The 21240-nt window shown below is 52.2% G+C and carries 17 protein-coding genes, 2 pseudogenes and 2 CRISPR repeat arrays (1 of these 21 only partly in view); of the genes and pseudogenes, 8 read left to right on the top strand and 11 right to left on the bottom strand.

Annotation, left to right across the window (positions count from 1 at the left end):
* Positions 1 to 235: direct repeats of the CRISPR family, unit length 37 nt; unit sequence GTTTCAATGCCTTCGACCGCTCTGGCACAGTTGAAAT (it extends 385 nt beyond the left edge of the window).
* A 91-nt stretch (positions 236 to 326) separates the two neighbouring features.
* Genes csm5 through csx2 form a run of 6 tightly spaced genes read right to left on the bottom strand, consistent with a single transcriptional unit; the run spans position 327 to position 7329 of the window.
* Positions 327 to 1454, bottom strand: coding sequence for a type III-A CRISPR-associated RAMP protein Csm5 (gene csm5, locus MW898_RS22465; protein ID WP_248910492.1), 1128 nt, complete (start codon positions 1452 to 1454; stop codon positions 327 to 329).
* Positions 1451 to 2563: a type III-A CRISPR-associated RAMP protein Csm4 gene (gene csm4 / locus MW898_RS22460; RefSeq protein ID WP_248910491.1), complete on the bottom strand. Its 1113-nt coding sequence runs from the start codon at positions 2561 to 2563 to the stop codon at positions 1451 to 1453. Before csm4 ends, csm5 begins: the two co-directional genes overlap by 4 nt.
* A 6-nt stretch (positions 2564 to 2569) precedes the next feature.
* Positions 2570 to 3307 (bottom strand): type III-A CRISPR-associated RAMP protein Csm3, encoded by a 738-nt coding sequence (gene csm3, locus MW898_RS22455; RefSeq protein ID WP_248910490.1) that lies wholly within the window; start codon positions 3305 to 3307, stop codon positions 2570 to 2572.
* Positions 3307 to 3681 (bottom strand): type III-A CRISPR-associated protein Csm2, encoded by a 375-nt coding sequence (csm2, locus tag MW898_RS22450; RefSeq protein ID WP_248910489.1) that lies wholly within the window; start codon positions 3679 to 3681, stop codon positions 3307 to 3309. The genes csm3 and csm2 overlap by 1 nt, the downstream gene beginning before the upstream one ends.
* A 7-nt stretch (positions 3682 to 3688) precedes the next feature.
* Positions 3689 to 6118: a type III-A CRISPR-associated protein Cas10/Csm1 gene (gene cas10 / locus MW898_RS22445; RefSeq protein ID WP_248910488.1), complete on the bottom strand. Its 2430-nt coding sequence runs from the start codon at positions 6116 to 6118 to the stop codon at positions 3689 to 3691.
* On the bottom strand, positions 6115 to 7329 hold the full coding sequence (gene csx2, locus MW898_RS22440) for a TIGR02221 family CRISPR-associated protein (RefSeq protein WP_248910487.1): 1215 nt from the start codon (positions 7327 to 7329) through the stop codon (positions 6115 to 6117). The genes cas10 and csx2 overlap by 4 nt, the downstream gene beginning before the upstream one ends.
* 55 nt (positions 7330 to 7384) lie before the next feature.
* On the opposite strand from csx2, the gene cas6 reads away from it, so the two are divergent.
* Positions 7385 to 8116, top strand: a complete 732-nt coding sequence (cas6, locus tag MW898_RS22435) for a CRISPR-associated endoribonuclease Cas6 (RefSeq protein ID WP_248910486.1) — start codon at positions 7385 to 7387, stop codon at positions 8114 to 8116.
* Positions 8117 to 8275: 159 nt separating this feature from the next.
* A CRISPR array of direct repeats spans positions 8276 to 8671; the repeat unit is 37 nt; unit sequence GTTTCAATGCCTGGGTCAGCTCTGGCACAGTTGAAAT.
* Positions 8672 to 9953: 1282 nt separating this feature from the next.
* Here the strand turns inward: cas6 and MW898_RS22430 are convergent.
* The gene (locus MW898_RS22430) at positions 9954 to 10610 is read right to left on the bottom strand and encodes a hypothetical protein (protein ID WP_248910485.1); all 657 of its coding nucleotides are present in this window, start codon (positions 10608 to 10610) and stop codon (positions 9954 to 9956) included.
* Between the two features lie 19 nt (positions 10611 to 10629).
* On the opposite strand from MW898_RS22430, the gene MW898_RS22425 reads away from it, so the two are divergent.
* From MW898_RS22425 to MW898_RS22410, 4 genes and pseudogenes are all read left to right on the top strand, one after another.
* Positions 10630 to 10812 carry a hypothetical protein gene (locus MW898_RS22425; protein ID WP_248910484.1) on the top strand — a complete coding sequence of 61 codons (183 nt, stop codon included), beginning with the start codon at positions 10630 to 10632 and terminating at the stop codon, positions 10810 to 10812.
* A 487-nt stretch (positions 10813 to 11299) separates the two neighbouring features.
* Entirely contained in the window at positions 11300 to 12442 is a 1143-nt protein-coding gene (locus MW898_RS22420; RefSeq protein WP_248910483.1) for an FAD-dependent monooxygenase, read from the top strand.
* A gap of 181 nt (positions 12443 to 12623) precedes the next feature.
* Positions 12624 to 13367: pseudogene (locus tag MW898_RS22415) on the top strand (class I SAM-dependent methyltransferase).
* Positions 13327 to 13758, top strand: a pseudogene (locus MW898_RS22410) (integrase core domain-containing protein); the annotation flags it as partial. The pseudogenes MW898_RS22415 and MW898_RS22410, both read left to right, overlap by 41 nt.
* A 175-nt stretch (positions 13759 to 13933) precedes the next feature.
* Here MW898_RS22410 and MW898_RS22405 read toward each other — a convergent pair.
* Entirely contained in the window at positions 13934 to 14824 is an 891-nt protein-coding gene (locus MW898_RS22405) for an arginase family protein (protein WP_248910482.1), read from the bottom strand.
* Between the two features lie 121 nt (positions 14825 to 14945).
* On the opposite strand from MW898_RS22405, the gene MW898_RS22400 reads away from it, so the two are divergent.
* Positions 14946 to 15410 carry an NAD-dependent epimerase/dehydratase family protein gene (locus MW898_RS22400; protein ID WP_373689903.1) on the top strand — a complete coding sequence of 155 codons (465 nt, stop codon included), beginning with the start codon at positions 14946 to 14948 and terminating at the stop codon, positions 15408 to 15410.
* A gap of 678 nt (positions 15411 to 16088) precedes the next feature.
* Here MW898_RS22400 and MW898_RS26580 read toward each other — a convergent pair.
* Positions 16089 to 16226 (bottom strand): hypothetical protein, encoded by a 138-nt coding sequence (locus tag MW898_RS26580; RefSeq protein ID WP_497007325.1) that lies wholly within the window; start codon positions 16224 to 16226, stop codon positions 16089 to 16091.
* A 195-nt stretch (positions 16227 to 16421) separates the two neighbouring features.
* Complete coding sequence (locus MW898_RS26575; RefSeq protein ID WP_497007337.1) at positions 16422 to 16553, bottom strand: hypothetical protein; 132 nt, start codon at positions 16551 to 16553, stop codon at positions 16422 to 16424.
* Positions 16554 to 16810: 257 nt separating this feature from the next.
* Between MW898_RS26575 and rdfA the strand changes: the two genes are divergently transcribed.
* Complete coding sequence (gene rdfA / locus MW898_RS22390; protein ID WP_248910480.1) at positions 16811 to 17431, top strand: rod-determining factor RdfA; 621 nt, start codon at positions 16811 to 16813, stop codon at positions 17429 to 17431.
* Between the two features lie 888 nt (positions 17432 to 18319).
* Entirely contained in the window at positions 18320 to 18511 is a 192-nt protein-coding gene (locus tag MW898_RS22385; protein WP_248910479.1) for a hypothetical protein, read from the top strand.
* Positions 18512 to 19306: 795 nt separating this feature from the next.
* Here the strand turns inward: MW898_RS22385 and MW898_RS22380 are convergent.
* Positions 19307 to 20668, bottom strand: a complete 1362-nt coding sequence (locus tag MW898_RS22380; protein WP_248910478.1) for an APC family permease — start codon at positions 20666 to 20668, stop codon at positions 19307 to 19309.
* Between the last annotated feature and the right edge of the window lie 572 nt (positions 20669 to 21240).

Here is a 21240-nt window from a genome sequence, read left to right as displayed (position 1 = left end):
CTGGCACAGTTGAAATTAATGAGCGATAACGTAACAATTCAAGTCGAACAGACGTTTCAATGCCTTCGACCGCTCTGGCACAGTTGAAATGAATCACGATCCGTCGATTAACGACCCCCACCGCTTGTTTCAATGCCTTCGACCGCTCTGGCACAGTTGAAATCGTGCTATCGAAGCGTGGGGTGAGGACACGCAAGTGTTTCAATGCCTTCGACCGCTCTGGCACAGTTGAAATGGTATGCAAAATTCGGGCGAGCGGCCCAATAAAGCTTTCTCAGTCGGTCCCTCAGTCCACTCCGTTCGTGGACCCCCACTGTACACAGACTTTATAAAGGTCCACGAAACGATGCCTTGACCCATCCAAGGAGGTGGAGGGGTTCCCCGTTGTAGACGACGAATCGCTTCGTCTTCGGGAATCGAATCACGTTGTCGAAATCGGGTTGAATCCCCGTCTCGTCACACCTTTTGCAGGATAGTGTTCTGTCACCACGCCTACCGTGTTCCACTTCTCCCCCGCATTTTGCGTGCTTTAATTTGTTATTGGCAGCCCCAACGTTCGCCCGAATTCGATCCGCCTCCGGAAGCGCCATGGCGACGGTCTTTGAGTGATGACCGGTACCGGACCCGAGCCGGAACAACGGACCACTATTCGAAAGGCTGGAGTAGATCGCCCCAACGCTCCGATGATCGAACAACCGCTGATCCTCACGAATAACGGCCTCTTGGAAGTCCACCGACGCCTCCGAAATCGTTGCCAGAATCCCTCGTTTCGTGAGGTCATCCCCAAACACTCGCGTTGCATCCCCGTCGTGCTCGTCGATCAGCTTCTCAAGTAGTTTTTTATTCACAGAGACATCGGTCGTGAACTCCGTTCCGCGCGTGAGACACTCGGCATAGTCCGACCCCCTTTCTCGCAGCGTTCCCGACCGATCCAACGAGTACGTCTTGATCTCACAGAGGGCTAGCTCGGCTTCCGAAACGGGGTGCGCATCCTGAACGGTCACACACCGTAGCAGATCGTCTCTCGTCTCCCCCTTACCAACTCTGAAGAGATCATTGATCGCCTGCTTGTTCACTCGATGCAACGATGCTCCGTTTTCGAGCGCCCGATACGCGAGCGTAGTTCTGATCCATCCTTTTAGGCTCGTTCCGGGAATGTATGGCACGTCAGACCCATCCTTGAGCGCGACTGAGACTGACCCTCTGATAGAATCGGGATTAACCCACGACGAATCGAGCGTGTACCGCGAATATCCGTCATCGAATATGTGATTCACCGGCTCGCTGCGCTCTATCGCGGTAACGAACGCGTCGACCTCGTTCGGGTTATCACGGAAGTACGTACGGATATCTGGAACGAATGCCAGACCGTCTTCGAATTGGTACTCGTGTCTGCTAAGTTCGTCACCGGAGCCGATATGTATCGGTGATCGTACTTTCAGATCTATCTTCATTTCCGATCACCGGTCGAACCGTTGACCGCTTCTCGACGTATCCCAACCGGGAGCGAGTAGCCATAGTGTTGAACGCCGTGCTCGAAATGATCGGCGACGATCGGATTGCACCCGTACCGTTCGTGTTCCTCTTGTGCTATCGGTGTGTCCCTATCCGCTTCTGTTTCCCGTTCCGTCGTCTCTTCCTTATTACCAGAACGTGGCAAGATCGACCCTTCTGCCAGTGCGAGGACGCGCCTTTTCCAGATGTTGTCCGGGGACGCCAACGAATTCTCGACGATTCCTTTCCGTGGTTCGATTTCGTAATACCCTGCGGTCAGGAATTCGTCCATCTCTTCGGCTCGCGGGATACACAGCGAGAGCGAACAGAACAGATCGCCGTCCGGAGCCGGGAGTTCGAGTTCTTCGACCCCGTCGAGACGGAACTGACCGTATCCTATGGATCGATCACCCCCGATGCCGTGGTTTTGGAGTACCGAGAGCCCGTCAATTACGGTCTCAATGTCGCCCTCGACGCAGACGTGTAACCCGGCATCGTCGGGGAAAAACACAGCGTCACGGTGAAAGAGCGCCTCGTCGGTTGCGCTCGTGAGTCGGTTGACGGCGTTGCGCGTCCGCTCCGTTTTCCGGAAGGGACGCGTACAGTCCGGTTCTGAAGGGAGCAAACATTGACGTTTACAGCTGTACGTGCGGTCTCCGATCGTGATGGTGTCATCACCATCGTCATGGCCGTATCCATCCAGCAGTTCGCCATCCGAAAACGCGCCCGTTACGATAGTCGAAAAGACGGACGACGGTACGTATTCGATCCGTTGCCACGCTCGTAGTGCGTCGAGTCGCTCGTCAGTCATCTCACCGGTTCCGGCTTGCAGACAGGGGACGTACGGTTTTGGCAGCAGTAAGACGCTCTCCTGATCGGTCTCATCGAGCATCGGAAACGCAGAGGAGATGAGAAACGGTGGCTCACCGGATCGAAAGCGTGCAAGAACGTTTTCGAGGAACTCCTCGCCTCGTGCGAGCCGAATCCCCCAGCAGATCGCTCCGAACAGCGTGTCCGAGCGCGGGACTTCGCTGAATGGACCCGCAGGCGAGAGCAGTACCGATTTCATCGTCGACTACTCGACCCCAAGGATTTCTCCGACTTCCTCAAGCGTCTCGGCTGATCTACCATCCTTGTCTCCCGAACGGTAGTCAGCAGAGGTTCGGACCTTGTATTCATCTTCATGAAACTCGACCTTCCCGTAGCCACGGGAACCGTTGCCACCGAGTGATGAATCCTCTAACAGAAACAACGCTCGCTCGACCGTAGCGAGATGGTCGAGATCGGGTCGTCCTCCATCATCGAGATCATACACCCCATAGATGAGTTCGTATCCGAACCGTGATCCTTTCGGAACGCGTTCATTGTCCCGCAGATTTGCTTGTGCAGTGATTCGGTTGATCGTGTTTTCCGTTTTCACCTCGGTGTAGGGAAGCGACGTGTTCTGATCATTCCACTGCTCGATCGTCTCATCGCGGGGAAACGCGTCCCGAACTGAAAGACGCGTCGGGCCGGTCTCTGCGTCCGTCTCAGCGGGCGTCCCGAAGACACGACAGACGGGACACTCGACGGCAGCATCCCCTTCACAGGTGTGCGGTTTGCCATCGCTTTCAACGAGGCCCTCGTCCCACTCCAACAACGAACGCATCTTTCCTTTGATCGACGATCCGGGAATGTATGGATGACCCTTCGTAGGGGTTTTTACCACGGGCCCATTGACGCCACCGATCTCTAACGCTCCCTCGTCACCGATGTGCAGTCCCGTCAAACATTCGACGTCACCGCTGAGCACGACGTGACCGAGCAGTTCCATTAGCTATCACCCTTCTTGTTATCGTAGTACGCGTGATACGCAACGATCGCTTCCATGAGTCGGAAGAAAAGCTCCATCTCCTCACTACTGTTATTTTTAATAACAGGGTCGATAAGATTAGAGATCTTCTTATTAACGACACTCATATTCTCCTTTCGCGCCGCTGCGTAAGCTAGATGTGGTTTGAGGAGCAGCAGCGTTCGTTTCGCTTGTTCAGGACTGTCTTCGAATTTGAACTCGTTTTCTGCCTGCTTAATTTCGCCATACACCTTCCGGAGTTGACTTGTGCTCACGCCCTGTTCAACAAACATTTCTCCAATCCGATCACCGGTATTATTCACTTTCTGTGCTTGTTCGGATGTTAGTGTCGTCATAGCTAGTTCACCTCGTTGCTAGTGATGCCCACGAGATGGGCACAGTAATCCACAGGAGCGCCTTCGGAATCTTTTCTTCTAGTTCACTCATTATTTCTTCATCAACGTTCCTAGAGAGAATATATTTAACTTTCCATTCTTTTTGTACGCCAACGGCCGCGTCGTTGGGGTCAATCGTCTCCGAGTCGGTTTCCGTTCCGAGTTCGAGAAACGCGTGAAGGGATGATTGGGACAGTTCCCCCGTTTCGAGTAACTCTTCGAACTCGATACCGAGATCGATCAGTTCGGTCATCCCAGGAGACGTATCAGTCGATTCCCACGCACGCGTCTTTCCGAACAGCCACGCTGCGTTCTTGGTGATGCCGTCATCTGAGTACGCTTTGGCCATTTCGAGTCGCTCTTCGGCGTGTTCAACGGCTCTCCCGATTGGGTATTTCTCGCGTGACAAGAAGTATCCAGCACTGATTGTGAGCGTCCCCGAACAGTACGCACGCAACTCCCTGCGTATGTGTCGTCCGAATTCGACCGCCTCGTCCCACGGACCGACGAAGAACATGTCATCACCGCCCGAGAACCCGATGTAGATCGGTGAGATACGTTCGATGCAGTCATCATGAAGCGATTTTTCAGCTTCGTCTGTCGGTCGATTGTAGACTGCGCTGTCGGGTTCGGAGGATCGCCTATGTTCTACCGTTCGAGACTCCATATCGTGAAACTGGTCGTGACAGTCCTCACAGGCATCCGAGAGTAGGAAGGCGTATGACTGCTCGTTGGCACATTCGTTGACGTATCCCCCGAAAAAGACCGACAGCATGCGGCTAATGGCAGCGAGTCTCGACACGCCGTCGTCCATGCAGGCAGCAATCGTCTTCCCGAGATCGTCGATGTCCATCTTCACGACGTGGTTGAGTGACGCATCGCTCCGTGCGAACCCTGCTTGCTCTGTAAACGACCAAACGCGATCGATCCCTCCGCCGTACGGAACTGTCGTCCCGGTGAAAACGAAGCCCCATCGATCTGCCTTCTCGGGCCGGTCGGTCGAATTCACAGAGTAGAGATGATCCGCCTGCTCGGGTTCCGTTACGAATCGCCAGCTTAGACGCTCCCCAAGCGATTCAAGATCGAGACTGAAATGAGCATCAGCTCGCTGTGCGTGATCGAGACGGAGATAGTTTGACTCGGGGAGGTCCGTGCCGATGTCTTCTTGCCTCAGACACTCCGAACACCGCTCCTCGTCGTGTGCTTTCTCACCGCCGCAGACGGGACACGGTTCCGTTGGTTCGTCACCCTTCTCGAGAACCGGTGAATCGAGCACTGAAACCACCGACGACCCTTTTCGGAGCTTTCGCTCGTCGGTATCGCGCGCCACGCGCTGAAAGAGCGAGGGAAACGATGCAGCTGACTGCCTAGCGCTGGCGCACCCGAGGATGAAAAAGAGATCTCCACCGAAACGTTCGAACAACCGGGTGTTGACCGCCTGCTCGAACTCATCTAACGCCGCCGATTTGGAGGAATTCGGTGGAACGAGCGCGTAGAACTGCCCGCCCCCACTCCAGATCAGACTCGTACACGGGAGATCGAGATGTCGGAGAAACAATGTACTGAGACTCTCAGTGAGCAGCCACAACTGCGTGCTTCGGCCTCGCATTCGCTTTGAAATGCGATCCTGAGCTTCGTCGGGACTTTTCATCCGATGTAAAAACGACTGAATACCGGAGAGGTCGCCCTTCACGAGAGAGAAACACTGCTGGTCGATGGTATCCCCAGCCGCGAGTGATCGGAGATCGGCGGTCGTTAGATCGGAGTAGTAGAGTGCGTCGCCGATGGCGACAGTCGTTCGTAGATAATCATAGAGGGGTAGATCGGGAGTGTCGGGAGAAGCTGGTATACACCACGTGTATTTTTCCAGTAAATGAACGAGCGTTTCGTATCGATGGACTTCCGTAACCGCTTCAGTGAGACCGTTCCACAAGCCTTCATACCCCTCCACGTCTGATTGCGTGTGTTCGTCACCAGCCCGCGGGAATAACGTCTCTCGGTCGATAGACAACGGTCGAAGCGGATACGTCTTTGAACGGGTGTCGCTCCCATCCACGACGTTGAAAACGTTCTGAAGCCGCATCACCGGTTCTGATTTATCGTTTCGATGGTGAGCCGAAGCGAGCCGACTTGCCGCCATCAGGAGGTACGTCTCGCGCCGAAAACTCTCGGGGAGTGCTGCCTTCTCCGGAACCTCATCTGTGGAATGATGAATCTCCACGAGTCGGGCCGCTGTCTCGTCCCCGAAATGATCACGAATAAACTGCGCACTGTGATCGTGTGATGGATCGATCGCAGTTTCACCTCCGGCTTCGCGTTCTGCCTCGAATCGGCTCCGGAGTCGCCCGATCTCGGAGAGTACACACGCCAACCGATGGGACGGAATCGACGCCGTCATACGATCCCTTGCCAGAACTTCTTGTCGTCGAGTTTCTCACAGAGTTCGGTGAGAGCACTGTCGATCTTCTGCTCGCTCGGTCTTCCCTCATTTTTGAATCCGGAATGCGCGTACCAGTTTCGGTGAGTACTGATTTTGTTCCAGAGATCGATCGCCTCTGGCGTCTCTTCGTTCGCTTCCGGATTCGTTTGTTTGCCCGAACGTTCACCGAGTCGGTCACTCATATCAGTTCGAACGTCTCTATCGAGCCAGTCGTCAGAGTCCGTTCCCTCTTCGAGTACGAGACGGTTGATGAACAGCTCACGTGCGCATTCGAGCGCGACTCGGTATCTATCGTTAGCGTTGTAAAACTCAACGAGTTCTCGCTGGCGATGCAACTCGGCCATGTCGAGTTCGATATCCGTCCAGTCATCGATGCTTGGATCAACCGAAAACCGTTCGAGCATCTCCGTGAGTGGTGCGAGGAATCGCTCCTCCGGCCCGATAAACTGGCTATCGTCGAGACGGTCCATAGCGTTGAGCGCATTCCGCACCGCCACTCCTGCTTGGAGTGGCAGTCCGGCGTCGAGCGACCGACTGGCACCATTGAGTCTGCTTGCGAGATTCGCGAGTTCGGTCGGTCGCTCATTTTTCTCGAACAACTCGCTTTTCCGTTCGTCGAGTAAGTCGCTGACTGGCCGCAATTCCCCCGTTCGCTCGAACGTGTTAATCCCGTGGTACCACTCCATGAGGGTGTGGAGATACGTCATGTCTATAATCGGTGATTCCTCGACATCCGTGCGGTATTTACCGTAGTAGATACCGCCGAGTTCTACGTCATCGAGGGTATCGAGGTGGAGAACAGTGGCAAAAAACACCATCGGAAGCGAGCGGAATCCGTGTGTAATATCGAGGATAACCGTTTCAGGATCGTGCTCACGGATTGCCTCGATCAACTGCTGCATAAGGCGATCGATGTCGTCCCGACTGTGTATCTCCGCAATCGTCTCGAACGCACAGGGAACGTTTATACGCTCGAATGCACGTTCGATCTCGTCGTCGTATGCAGCCGTCCCGTCCGTTCTCGCAAGGAAAACACGATCGATCTCGAACAGTTCTGCTAGCGCTACTGGACTGAATTTTGTTTCGTATGTGGAATCCTCATCGAGCACGTACGTCGTCGAATCATATGGACCCCTTCCGGTACTCGATACGAGAAATGCATCACACATTAGTGGATATTTCAATGTCGGTATAATTAATAAATTCTATGGAACACATTATGGTATGCGATGTCTGATAAAACTGCGGGCCGAGCAAGATCAGGCCTACCAATCGGCGTACCACACCAAGCTTCAGGGATTCCTCTATCGTACACTTGAGAATGCAGGATACGACTTCATCCATCGAGAGAAACCATTCAAATTCGTATCGTTTTCGAATATCTTCCCGCCGAAAGACATGAGCGAGGGAGACGTGCGTACGTGGATCGTTGCGAGTCCCCACGAGCATCTCGTCGAACAGTTTGCGGACGCAATCTCAGAATATGATACCGTTGCCGTCGGCGATCAGCGGTACACGGTCAAATACACCTCAGTGTTCGATCTCACGCCACAAGAGAACGGGACCTTACAGACCGGGACCCCGATCGTCGTCCGAATTCCGGCATCGAGATGCGAGGAATACGGTATCGCGGCCGAGTACGACGACGTGTACTGGCGGCTCGAACATCCACTCGATGCGTTCAAGCAAGAACTCGAACGGAATCTCGCAGCGAAATACCGGAGATATTACGACAAGGAACCACCGGAGCGACCGTATTTCACCAACTGGACGCCGCAAAAGGAGATCGCCGTTCCGCTCCATTATGAGGATAGCGTGGTACAGACCATCGCCACTACGTGGAGGCTCGATTACGAATGCCGAACCCGTTCGATGTATCGACTGGTGAAGTTGGCGTACTGTGCTGGTCTCGGCGAACTGAACACGACGGGGTTCGGCTTTATGAATGAGCTGTAGAACGGACTAACCGGCATCATCCTCCCTCGAAACGACAGCATTCTCTTCCAGGCTGGCACACGATAGTTCTCCTCCCGAATGAAAATCACACTCTCGGTTTCAATGCCTGGGTCGGCTATGACATGAGTACGCCGGACGACTGTATTCTTCCCAGAAAGCGTTTCAATGTCTAGGTCAGCTCTGGCACAGTTGAAATATGAGGACGATATCGCTACCGTCAGCGAGTTTGTGGTTTCAATGCCTGGGTCAGCTCTGGCACAGTTGAAATGAGAATTGAGTATGCCGGAAAGCCGCCCGCTCAGTTTCAATGCCTGGGTCAGCTCTGGCACAGTTGAAATACGAGCGAAAACTCACCGACTGCTCCCGGATCGTGTTTCAATGCCTGGGTCAGCTCTGGCACAGTTGAAATTTGTTGGTATGAAGGATAACGGCGTACCTGAGCGAGGTTTCAATGCCTGGGTCAGCTCTGGCACAGTTGAAATTCCGCGGCGATATTGCACGGTACGACGGCCGTTAATGTTTCAATACCTGGGTCAGCTCTGGCACAGTTGAAATGGTATGGAAAATTCGACCGAGAGCATCAATAAAGCTTTCTCCGTCGATCTCTCAGCCCCCTCCGTTCGTGGACCCCCGCTGTACACAGACTTTATAACGGTCCACGAAGTCATCGCCTCCGCGGTCATCTCTTCGTCCTCCCCGACTCGATCGATCGCTTCGCTTATGCTTGGTAGGACAGGGGTATTCACGTCGGATAGAGCCTCCGATCCGTCTCCTCTGGCCCGGCGATTGGCGATTAAGCCCTGACGTTCCTGATCGACTGCCGCCCGGCATTTTCCGACCAGCGTGTATCTACCGGCGATGCGTGTAGCGATTGGTGGACAGTCGTTTAGTTACCGTTTGTGGGGTGCCAGTCGGTCCCTTCAGTGTGCAGGCGGTGTGTCCATGCTCCCCCTGAGTGACCCTCGGTCGTCCAGTTCTGTGGAGTGGAATTGGATGCAGACTCGGGCTTGGGTGCCCTCTGGCGGTTCAGGTGGTGACTCGGTAGAGTGCAGTAGGTGGACAGTCGAGGAGTCGCAGTGAGCGGACAGTCGGGTGGTTGCACTCAGTGAACAGTCCCGTGGTCGATGTGACTAACAATCGGGGAAACACACCACTGCGTCCGTTGTTCTTCGTCGCCGTGTCTGACCGTCAACGGTGGAAGGAGCGGTGGACTGTTGGATGGGTAGTACTGAGTTGACAGTCCACCGGACTTGTGTTGGTGTGGTGAAGATCGCTGCACGCAGTAAGGCACGGAAGCGCCCTGTCCAGTCGGTAGTGCAACTGTGACGTGGACCCACCGTGTTCACAGCATGAACTGCCCAGCCGGGAGGCACTGTCAGCGGAGCGTCGGGGTGGGTAGCAGGAGCGTGTCGCACTGAGAGAGCCTCATCCGGTGGCCGCTCTGTGAGTACGGGAGGCGCCACAAGACAGCATTACAGCAGTTTGTCACATCAAAATTGGCCTGCAATTGCCTGCCGGCACCCCACGAATAGTGACGGGAGACTCCCCAGTGAGCCGGTTTTCTCGTGAAACGTGGTGTGTGCGCTCGTGGGCACCCAATCCTTCCGTCGTGAGAAGCGGTGGATCACTACGCCGAGGATCATCGCTGGGCACTCGATGCGGATACCATGAGGCGAACAATCCAGGCGCTGGCGGCATGGTGGGATAATCGCATCGAGGAGACCCCAGCCGTCCGCGAGTGCGATCCCGGTCTGACAGAGCCAGCAGTAAGGCTGTACTGACTATGGAGCATTGTACGAGACTGAGAACGGGGATGTAGTGGTGCTGTCCGCACGGATCAGCCGGACCCTGCCGTTTGTAGGGGGAGGATTTGATGGACACGGTTCGATATCATGGAATTAGCAATCCCCCAGCAGGATTTATGATAAGTGTTTGAGTCGACATTGTCGGTGAGCAAGACGAGTCGTGCCCGTATGTCTGCACTGAGCGTGCGTTGGGACTTGTCACATACCCATACGAGGGCTAACGCACAGTCCATCACGTCCACGATCCAGAACGCAAAGAGCCGTTCCGCTCCGATAACGATGAGGGCCGCTCCGAATGCATAGAAGGATCCTTTCATCTCCTTGCGACCCTCTCGTATCTTCCGCGAACGGCTGCTTCGTGTTTTTCGCCATCCATTGACAAACCGAAATATCCCGGAGCCGGTCAAGAAGAGCACAAAGAGTCCCCATGCAGCTATGAGCACTGCGTCGACCCGTTCATCGTCGGCCTCACCACCGAGATACCACTGCTGTCGCTCGTCATCCTTGTGGATGCTCATGAGCGTTGTGCGCGCGAGATTTGGGACGTCGCGGGAAACCCGTCGGTATGACTCGCCTTCGTCGACGCGCTCGATCGCTCGGCGCACATCGAGATAGCCGACCTCACCGGCGTCCCGAGCGGGATCGAGGACGACCTGCAGATAGCCGTCAGCGTCACGCTCGAAACCCACGGGAACAGCGCCGAGCCATTTGCCCTGCTCCTGCGCGCGGGCGACTAGCCACGAATCGCTCGGCCTGTGGGCGTCGCTGAACGCCGTCCCGTTCTACGAGGCGGCTGGATGGGATCGGGGAGTTGAGCGCGATCACGAGACGAACGGCGAGACGCTCACCGTCCTCGAAATGCGAAAGCAGCTGACCGACTCGGGGGCGTAGAACGGGACGTGGATTACTGGTCCGTCGCCGGAACGAGTAGACAACTCCTGGGATGTCTTTTGCCGTACCCACGTGCCACATGTGTCGTAGGATAGACCAGCCGTTTCTCGAACCGATCCGACCCGTCTACTGTGTACAACCGCTGCATCTCGCACGCCAAAATCAACAATTCTGTATCTTGTCATATTTGAACGTTTGAGGACTTCCGTTACTCCCTATAGTAATGAGCACGGCGCTACATTCGTAGTAGCAACGCTGCACTGGTGTATCGAGGAGAGCGAGTCACTTACACTCCTGAACGAAGTTGAGCAATCGATTTCCAAAGACACGAATCGATTGCTCAACTTCATCCTTCTAAACCCGTGATTTCAGCTGATGAAGTCACTATTTAGCACGGTAGAATGAAGAGAATCCACCGCAGTATTTGTGTGTTCGAAATCTTCTAAGTAAAAAGTAATAAATATGCAAAGAATATGCTACCATAGAGATGTCTAGGATCGCAATTATCGGTAGCGGCATCGGCGGTCTGTGTACGGCTCTTGCCCTTCGAGACCATGGCTTCGATCCAGTAGTGTATGAAGCAGCGGACGAACTTCGGCCCGTAGGATCTGGTATCGGAATTACCCCCAATGGGATGCAGGCGCTCGACCGACTTGATGTCGCCGCCGCCATTATAGCCCGTGGCGTTACCTTGGATCAAATGGAAATACGAACCGCCAACGGGCAAACACTCACGTCGATGGATCTCAACGACCACACAGCTCGGATCGGCCTTGATCACAATCTTATGGCCATCCACCGAGCTGAGTTACAGGCTGTACTGGCGAATCGCCTCCCTGCTGAAGTGCTGCAACTCGGCAGAGAATGTATCGATGTCAATGCAGACCAACCAGTAATCCATTTCGCTGATGGAACCGAGATATCGGCAGATCTTATTATTGGTGCTGATGGCGTCAATTCAACCGTTCGCGCGAGCCTCTTCCCTAATATCAGCCCACAATACGCTGGTGATGTCGCTTACCGTGGTCTCGTTGAGACAACGATCCCGACTGATGCAGACCGAATTGGGCTAGAAATCTGGCGCCGCGGATTACGCTTCGGATACTTTGCTTTGAATGACGAACAGATGTATTGGTTCGCCATAATTGTGGCATCATCCCCAACCACTGTGCCGGAAATGACATCCGCTGAACTCGCCGATCGATTCAGAGAATTCCCGTCTCCAGTCCCCGAACTCATCACTGCTACCGACGATGAAACCCTTATCCGAACGCCAATTACGGAACTGCCGCTGCTTAACCAGTGGAGACGCGGGCACGTTACCCTCCTCGGAGACGCTGCTCACGCTATGACACCGAACCTCGCGCAAGGGAGTTCACAGGCTATGGAGGATGCCATTGTCCTCGCCGAATCCATCGCTGAACACGGCATCAGCCATCATGCCCTCGCTACCTACGAAAATCGACGTAAGGATCGAACAGAGTCAATTCTCCGCCAGTCCCGATTGCAAGGACGACTAGCACAGATAGAGCATCCAGTCCTCGCAAGAGTTCGGAACCTAGTCTTCGAATACGCTCCTGCTTCGCTGCTACGGAAACAAATGGAATCAATACTTGCAGTCGATCTGTAATCACTCAGCCCTTGTGAATCAGTATATAACGATGAATTCACAGATTCAATGATTGAATGATATTGTGAACAATACACATCGGTGCGACGTCACGGAACTCTCTCCAGGTTTGGACACACACTGCTGTGCCGAGCATGCGCTTGATCGTCGAGAAGATGGTATCGGGTGAGGAACAGAATCTATGAATACCTCTGCCAATCCCTATAGCAGTGCCATCATGGGCTTATCTTCGGGGAGTAGTAAAGACGCCTGTCTAAACTTTTTGCATTTGTATTGTGTCCAACTACCCATGGCCGACGCCCCAGACCACCCAATCTCCCACCAAGCCTACGATAAACTTGCTGCCGGATACAACCATGAAGGAGATACGATGCCTCCGAACGCCTACCTCGAACGGCCAGCGACTTTCTCCTTGCTTCCCGACGTCGAAGAGACCTATGTCCTCGACGCAGGGTGCGGCGCTGGCCACCTCACCAAGGCACTCAGCGACCGTGGCGCTGCCGTTGTCGGCCTCGACGTGAGCCATGAAATGCTCATGTATGCATGAAAACGGGTACCCGATACCGATTTTATTCAGGCTGATCTCGAGAACGAATTCCCTTTCGTTGACAGTACATTTGGTGGTGTCGCCAGTTCACTAGCGTTCCACTACGTCAGGGATTGGGAGACGCTGTTTCGTGACCTGCGTCGGGTCCTTAGTCCCGGCGGCTGGGTAGTTTTCTCAGTCCAGCATCCTCATGCCGACTTCGAGGACTACGACGACACCCAGAACTACCATGAAATAGAACGAGTCTCAGCGAACCCGACCCGCTGTCGGCACAGCCGTCACCAGAATTCGAAGAGTTCTGGTTGGCTGCACGAGAGCGAAGCTCTCGTGAACGTCGCGGGGCTCGGTCGACGAAACCGCTGTCAAGATCGACGGTGAGTGGTGCTGGTTGGATGCGGCGATCGACCTCGACACCATGGTCGTGCTCGATGTCGAGGTGTTCGGTCGCCATGGCACCGATCCGGCGGCTGCGTTTCTCCATCGACTCACCGAGAAACATGATGTCTCCGAGACGGTGTTTCTCGTCGATGGGTACGGCTACTCGACTGACCTCGCACGACTCGGATTGAGCGGTCGGCTCGATTATACCGACCGAAACCACATCGAACGGTGGTTTCAGACCTTCAAAGTCCGGACTGACCGCTTCCAGACGAGTTGGGTGGGCAGTCGGCAGGCTGTCAGAGAATGGTGTCGGCAATTTCGCCGCTATTACAACCGCCAGCGACCGCATAAGGCACTAAATGGGCGAATTCCTGCAGAGCTTATCTAGACAGTGCCCTATCGAAGCAATTGAGCACGAGATGAACATTTAGCTCGCACTTGGGGACCACCGTCGGAATATCAAAACCCATGATGTTGCGCTCAATCATCCACCGGCGGTGTAATTTGGCGAAATCGCCACATTTACTCATAGAAGTAGCGTTTATTCAATTCCATATATATGACTAACAAAATGCATTCTGTAGACATTCGACGATGCGATCTGCACAGTCACCGGTAGGGTCGAGATCTGGATCGTAGATCGTGATCTCGAGCCCAACGCACTCTGGAGACGATAGCAACCTAGAGAGTAGTTCAGCAACGTCGCTAAAGGATGGACCGTCCTCCTCCGGACAATCCACAGCGGGCATCTCTGACGCATCAACGACATCTACGTCTAAATGAATCCAAAAGCCGGTTGTATTCTGTGATACCGTTTGGAGAACCCGGTCTGCAAGTTGTGAACTATTGAGTGCGTTCATCTGTGTGCTCGTGGTTATGTCTATGCCTGCTTCTATTAGCTCGTCGAGATGTTCGTCGTTCTCACGTACACCGACTACAGCCACGTCTTCATCACGCACGTAGGGGCCGAGATCTTCGAGATCGACGAGGCGTGCATCACCACGACCGGTGACAATCGCAAGATCTTCACCTGCCGCTGCTCCGATGGCTTTCGCGTTTCCGGGATGTCGAAAATCGCTGTGTCCATCTAGGAAGACGAGACCGAAGCGACCACGACGTTTGAGTGCTAGCATATTGCCGATCAGAATACTGCAATCGCCACCGAGTACCAGCACTTGTTGTTCGGTTTGAATTGTTTCAGTAAGTCGGTCTGCTAACTCAACGGAGTAGTTCGCTATCGATTCAGCATTACGGTCGCCCTCACCAGGTTCCCAGTGAGCGAGATAGCGTGGCGGCACCAAACTCCCGGCGTCACCTGCATTAATAAGATCCATGAGATTCCGGTCATGCAGTGCCCAAGGAAGTTTGTAGCAGCCAGGTGTAGAGCCTTCTTCGGGTGGATTTAATCCAAGATTAGATGGTGCATCGAGAACGAGTACGTTTGGTTCAGTCATGATCATCTCTCAGTTCGACAGGTAATTATTCTTCTGCTCAGACATTCGTCCAGTGTAGTTTTCAGACCGGAAGATGGCGTAATGTTACCTAAAAGATTGAACTTATGATACAGCGACAAGTATTGGTACTATTCATGTTCTTGTAACGGGGGCCAGTGGATTCATCGGCGGACACGTCCTCCGGTTGCTAACGGCAGCTGGAAATGACGTCTTTGGCTTCGACATTACCGACCTTGGACCGGTTGCGGCGAGTGTCCATGACGAGATCCGACTGATTCACGGGGACGTTACCGATCCGGTAGACGTGTACAACGCGATTGCTGCCACCAACCCGGAGCGTATTATCCACCTCGCCTCATTGCTCGTTCCGGATTGTCGAGCAAATTCACGAAGAGCATTCGAGGTGAACATTGGTGGCACGATCAACGTTCTGGAAGCCGCACAGGCTAACGAATTCGATCGGCAGATGAATCCCCGCGTCGTCATGCAGGTCGGTGGCTGGGATAGCTTTCAGGCCATCGAGCCGTATCTCAACGCACCCACACCAGATAACCTCCTCTGGGAAATTGTTGATACAGTCAGCTGATGCTCGCAAATCGAAGAGGGCAATGATTCCGCTCGGTGTGTTTGGTTCGGAATCGCTCGCAGCGGACCCGCTGGAATAGATTCGCTGGCGTGACGGCGTCGATCTCGAGGCTCCCAAGAATAACGTCGAGCGACGACGAATATATGTCTTACTAGAATTGCTGTCCCATCTTCGTCGAAGGTGATTCATCGTTGATTTGTTCGGGTAACTCAACACGCTCGGCAAGCTGTCCAAATCGGTTCCAGACTATCCTACGAGAAATGTGCCCTCTCGATGCGTGTGCGGTGAGGGAAATAGATAACCACTCTATTTATCGCGCCAGCAGTCGCAGCGTGGCAATTCTCAAGAATCACCCCACAGAGGAGTGACATCCCTTCGGAGCTATTTTTCCGCTCTTTGAAGGCGATGAACAGAACATCCTCGTTGTTCGGGTTGAGAACATACTGGGAGTATGCAGTCGAGCAGCCTTACCTGTACGAAGCTTCCATGCGCAGAGTGCGAGCACGAGTACTCGTTCTCGGCATTAGTTGCTGCCTGGTAAAGTACTTGGACGTGCTCAGCGTCGAAGCAAGGTTTCTCGGCGTCGCTGCCACCGTTGCCGTTCGACCAATCAAACTCGTCGCTGGGACCGTCGGCAGGATTGACGAGGATCAATTTCGCCAGACGGGTGTGTGCGTCTCAATTCCAAACCTCGAGATGGATGTGACATCTGGTCTGCCTGTTATCGAGAATACCGTGCAGTCGGTCGAACGCTGACCAGCAGCTGTCAACCGCTTTGTATGCCGGGACATCGCTCTCACGACCGATGAGTGTCACAAGATTGTCTGTCCCGTTATCATTGCAATAGGCACTGACGTAGCAATTTAGCCGAGATAGCGGAGGGTGTTAATCGACGACTTGCGAAGAGCTTCTCGCTTGCGTCGTGAGATCAAGAATGGCTCAAGTGCTTCGATAATTCGTTCATCATTGATCTCCCTGCCGTATCTCACTTCCTCAGGCTTGAGCCCGAGGTCATTCGACCAGAAGTCTGAACGTGGTATCGTCGTACTCTTGAAGGGAGTTTAGTAGTGGAAGGAAATCGTGTTCATGAAGACTAGCGTGTGTTGGCTTCTTGTGTGTTGAATTGAGCTCGTCGTCTCCTATTGCCGGCGAGATAATATCCCAGTATGCGTCGGCGAGTTTCTCACGCTGGAGGAGCGTCCGGGAGAAATCATCGACATTTTTGCACTCGAAATCCTGTGGTGATGTACTCGCTCATGGTAGCCACACAATCGTTTCCAGTATATTCACTGTTGAACATATGGAAAAAGCCTCGCCGAGAGAGTCCCTGAATTTAATCTCCTCATTTATGCTTACCACACCGATTTAACTACTTAGAGCGATAGCTATTCTATAAGACAATGGCAAGCACATCCAACGATAAGCCATTAAGTAAGGTCGCACGACTGCTCAAACAGTATCAGCTAGAGGATTTTGGTGAGACTCTAGAGTCGATGTGGCTTGGTGAAGATACTGAGCGTATGAGTCTCCGGGACCTCGCCGATATTTTCAATAAGAAATTATTAGAACAAAAACTGCATGATGCCGGTTTAGGGACTACGCAGGCTGATGTCGATACAATGTACAAAAACCAGACTGCTGATACCGTCAGCGCCGGCGTTCGTACGAAAACTCGAACACGACTCCAGCATAACGGTATCGACGTAGATCGTATCGAGGACGACTTCGTAACGTACCAAGCCATCCGGTCATATCTCAAGGATTATCGAGGAGTTGAGTACGAAGCTATGTCTGATTCAGAGAAAGTACAGAAGGACATCGATGCCGTCCAGCGTCTGACAAATCGGACGCAATTGGTTACCGAGGATCGGATTGAGAAACTACAGAACACTGGTCGGGTCACGACGACTGAATTCACAGTATTTGTAGAATCAAAAGTGTTTTGTAGTGAATGTGGAACTCAATATTCTGTTCATAAGTATCTTGAACAAGGTGGATGCTCATGTGAAACGGAAGGGTAGATGGGAGTCTTGGCTGTCGCAGTAGCTGCAATAATTTCATGTAAGTGCCGTACATGGATAATGCTCACACATCTGTTATTGTGTGTCCTGTGTCTACTATGATCGGGCGTATTATAACAAGTGCACTCCAGTTTTTGTTTATATTTCAGTTATTGATATCATCTATATTTAACTACTAATTATTTTATCAAACAAATTTATACATAGGTGTCCAATCCATGAACACACTAATTCTCCTGATAATAGTTTGGAATTTTTAATATATAAACCAAAAAAAGTCTGGATTCTACAAAATGGATGTTTGTAGTTACGAGTGCGGTAGCCGGTCATGTGGCGTGAAGCAACACTCTCCAGCAATATTTTAGAGAGTTCATTTTCTATGTATAGCTACTTGACTTTGCACGTTGTAGATCTGATAGAATAGCGACAAGGGGGTAGTTCTGCAGCAAGGATAATGCAACTATAGAACGTTTTTATCGGTAGAGGAGGGCGTCCAAAACACGTCAGGGTCAGGGTCTATGCTTAGCGGTTCCTGTATATTGGTAGGACGCACATCTTCCATGCAAGCTAAATGAATTGGTCTTTTGAAAACAGCGGACAGTGTCGGTCACTCCGTAAGGGTATGAGAAGGTGAAGCAAAGATGGGTAGCTAAGTAAGCGATAGGAAATCGAGTGGGAGGTCCACTTTCGGCATCCCCGCAAGCCCGCATCGTTGCCCGCTGTATTCGCAAGGAAGAGAACCACACCTTCACCGAATTAGTCGATCACCTCAGCCTCATGCCGCGGTGTGTGAACTCCTTGGACTGCATTCGGACACGCTGCCTGACCCAACGACGTTCTACTACTCACTCGACCGTTACGCGACGTACGTCTGGTGGATGTTGTTACGTGCGTCCGCGCACCATCGCCCGCCAGTGTGAACTCGTCGCGCTTGCCAGCACGTTCCTCGAACGCAAGCAAGCCTCCCAGTGCTACTTCCACCGACGTGGGCGTACCGTCAAGCCGATCAAAGTGACGACGCTGATTGATACAGAATCGTTCGCGGTGCTGGACGTTCACTGCTGTATCGAGCGTACTTAGCTTAAATCGCTTACTTCAATGGAAAACAGCCAGTCTTGCTGAATTTGGTGTACCCAAATTTACAGGTTGATCTGATACCGAGCAATATCGGCCAGCTCGCTGGAGCGGTATCTAGAATGTTTAACAGCGCGTTGTCGATAGAGTATTTATTTAATTGCTCATGAGTAGTACATAGTTGATAGCCCGTTGCCTTGCGATTCGTGTAGGCTGAGGTAGATTAATATACGATACTATGGACATCTATGATAACCGATCACTACCGATTGGCTCCTGTAGATCCCCACATCAACAATTTTCTGTAAAAGAATATGTTTAGTCTCTTCGTAAATAAATATTAAAATTATACATTGGTGCAATTATCCTGTCCCTTCAATGGTATTTATAACACAAATAAATTCCCTTTGATGAGAGCATTGCCGATATAAGAACTCGATATGCTCCTTCATATTCTGTGGTGCGAATTATGATACCACGACCAATTCTATTTTTTATCTGCCATAATTACCTGTTCTTTTGTTTGCTAGCTAATGGATAAAAGTCGTCAATCGGTCGGACTGCTAATGAATCTCGTCAATGTATCGAGTACGGATAGTTGAACCCACTTCAACAGTCAATAAGTCATTTGAATTATAGCCACGTATCACGCGCGCGGTTAGTAATAACATAGATAATTAATAACAGTATTTTTGGAAATTGCTTTAGCCAATTAGTTGATTCAGATATAGGTAAAATTGATGAATCATACAATTAGCAATGGCTGTGTGAGATAGATTTGCAGTTTGAGCAGTTCGTGCGTCAATCTTGGAATCCACCTTTTTCCAAGGTCGGTAGAATTGTCTTGCCAGCCTGCCACCATCGTACCACATATATCACAACTCCAATCACTGCGATCAATAGGAAGATTCCGAAGGCGGTCTGAGAACTAATTGCAAGGAAGGTCAATGCTACGGCCATAATCAGAATTGCACAAATTGACGACCAACGCACCACCGATGGACTGATAAGACGAGACTCTTTCACCCGCTCGTGTTCGAATACTTCTGGGTAGACATTGGGCAGTCGGGCTCCAACAAATAACACTAATATTACCAATAATAATTGTGAAAATACATATCCGGAAACAATCGTACTAAGTGGTAGATCTGAAATGGAAGCGACAATTGCTCCTGCATAGATTACTATCAACATAATCGTTGGTTCGCCATGCTTGTTTTGCTTCCCAACCCATGTTGGGAGAATACCATCGTCAGCTGCAGCCATGATGTATCTGTTGACGACTGTAATGATCGCCAGAATTGTCGTAAGGCCTGCAATCACCGCACCGAATCCCGAAACGACAACGAGTGCCGGCGGAAGGTACTCTTTAGCAATCAGATCGAGAGTCTGACCCTCTAACTGAGTGTACGATGTCGTCCCTACGACGACAATTCCAACTAACGCAGCAGTCACAATATCCACGCTGACTCCGTACAGAACCGCCTTATCGACCGAATCGTGCGCATCTCGTATCTCTCCACCGATGTCGATTGTCAGCAAGGCTCCGAATCCTAATGTGTAGACAATCGCATACGTGGAGAGCAGGCTTGAGACGCCTTTTGGAATCACGGGTGTTAGGTTGTCAATCTGTACATGAAGGATTCCTCCTGCGATAATGATTCCAACTGCGACCAATAATAATACCGCTAAAACTACCTCGACCCATCCAACCGCTCTGAGACCGAACCAAACGACAACGAACGTAAAGAGTAACAATCCAATAGTAAATGTCTTGGAAGAGACACTAGGGAATACCGTATGGAGAAACGATGCGCCTCCTGCAAGGCTCGAAGGGAGAATAAAAAACCCAGTGATGAAGAAGTTACTCCAGACCAGAACCCATCCGGCCAGCTGGCCAATGTGCTTATTCTCCGGCGTCAAGAGTCTCGACGGATAATAATAATGCCCGGGCGAAACCGGCCAGATTTTCGATAGCGTGAAATACGCTGGAAACGCTAGTAATATTGGGACCGCCGCTAGGAGAATTAGCCCAGCCGCTGCTGGCCCTGCAGCGAACCCGGCTACGACGGGTGTGACCCAGAGTCCGCCCCCAATGGCAATTCCGACGGCGATCGCAACGCTCGAAGCAAGTCCAATCTTAGGTTCTTCTGCTGTTGACATGGTTCAGTGCGAGGATTGATTTTTGACCGGGGCTTGACAAGCTAACGCTCGATACCTTTGAGGCTGCGCGCTGGTAGCATTACGGACGTAAATCATTTTCATGAATCATGCTCAAGCTGAGGATATATAAAATTAGTGTTGGACTGCACTACACGGTCGAAAAGGACTATGATTGGGTACAGAAAGTTAGATTATGGAAAAATAGACTTGACGAATCCCTCGTGAGATGTCAACCGGCGTATCGTTCTGCACGGTTATATAGCCAGCGCGGTCGATGAAACGATGCCTCCGTATTCTGGCGATTCATCGAAGTCCGTGCGACCGCAGGGTCTCTGTCTTGAATAGAACCTAAGATGAGTCGGTTTTCGACGCGCTTCACTTCTTGTTGCGTGTGAGTACTGCGTCGGCATTGACACTCATTGATGTATTGCCGGTCTCGGCGAATTTTCGAATAATCCGTGGCCCCGAGCCCGCTTGTTCGGAGATACTCTTAGCCACATCGTGAGTGCGGCAGGCTTCAATCGTCTCACGCAGTAAGTGTACTGCCGGATGGAGTTCGTCGACACCGAAGA

Source organism: Halocatena marina (genome assembly GCF_023276375.1).
GTDB lineage: Archaea > Halobacteriota > Halobacteria > Halobacteriales > Haloarculaceae > Halocatena > Halocatena marina.
This window is presented reverse-complemented; position numbering and strand designations above follow the sequence as displayed.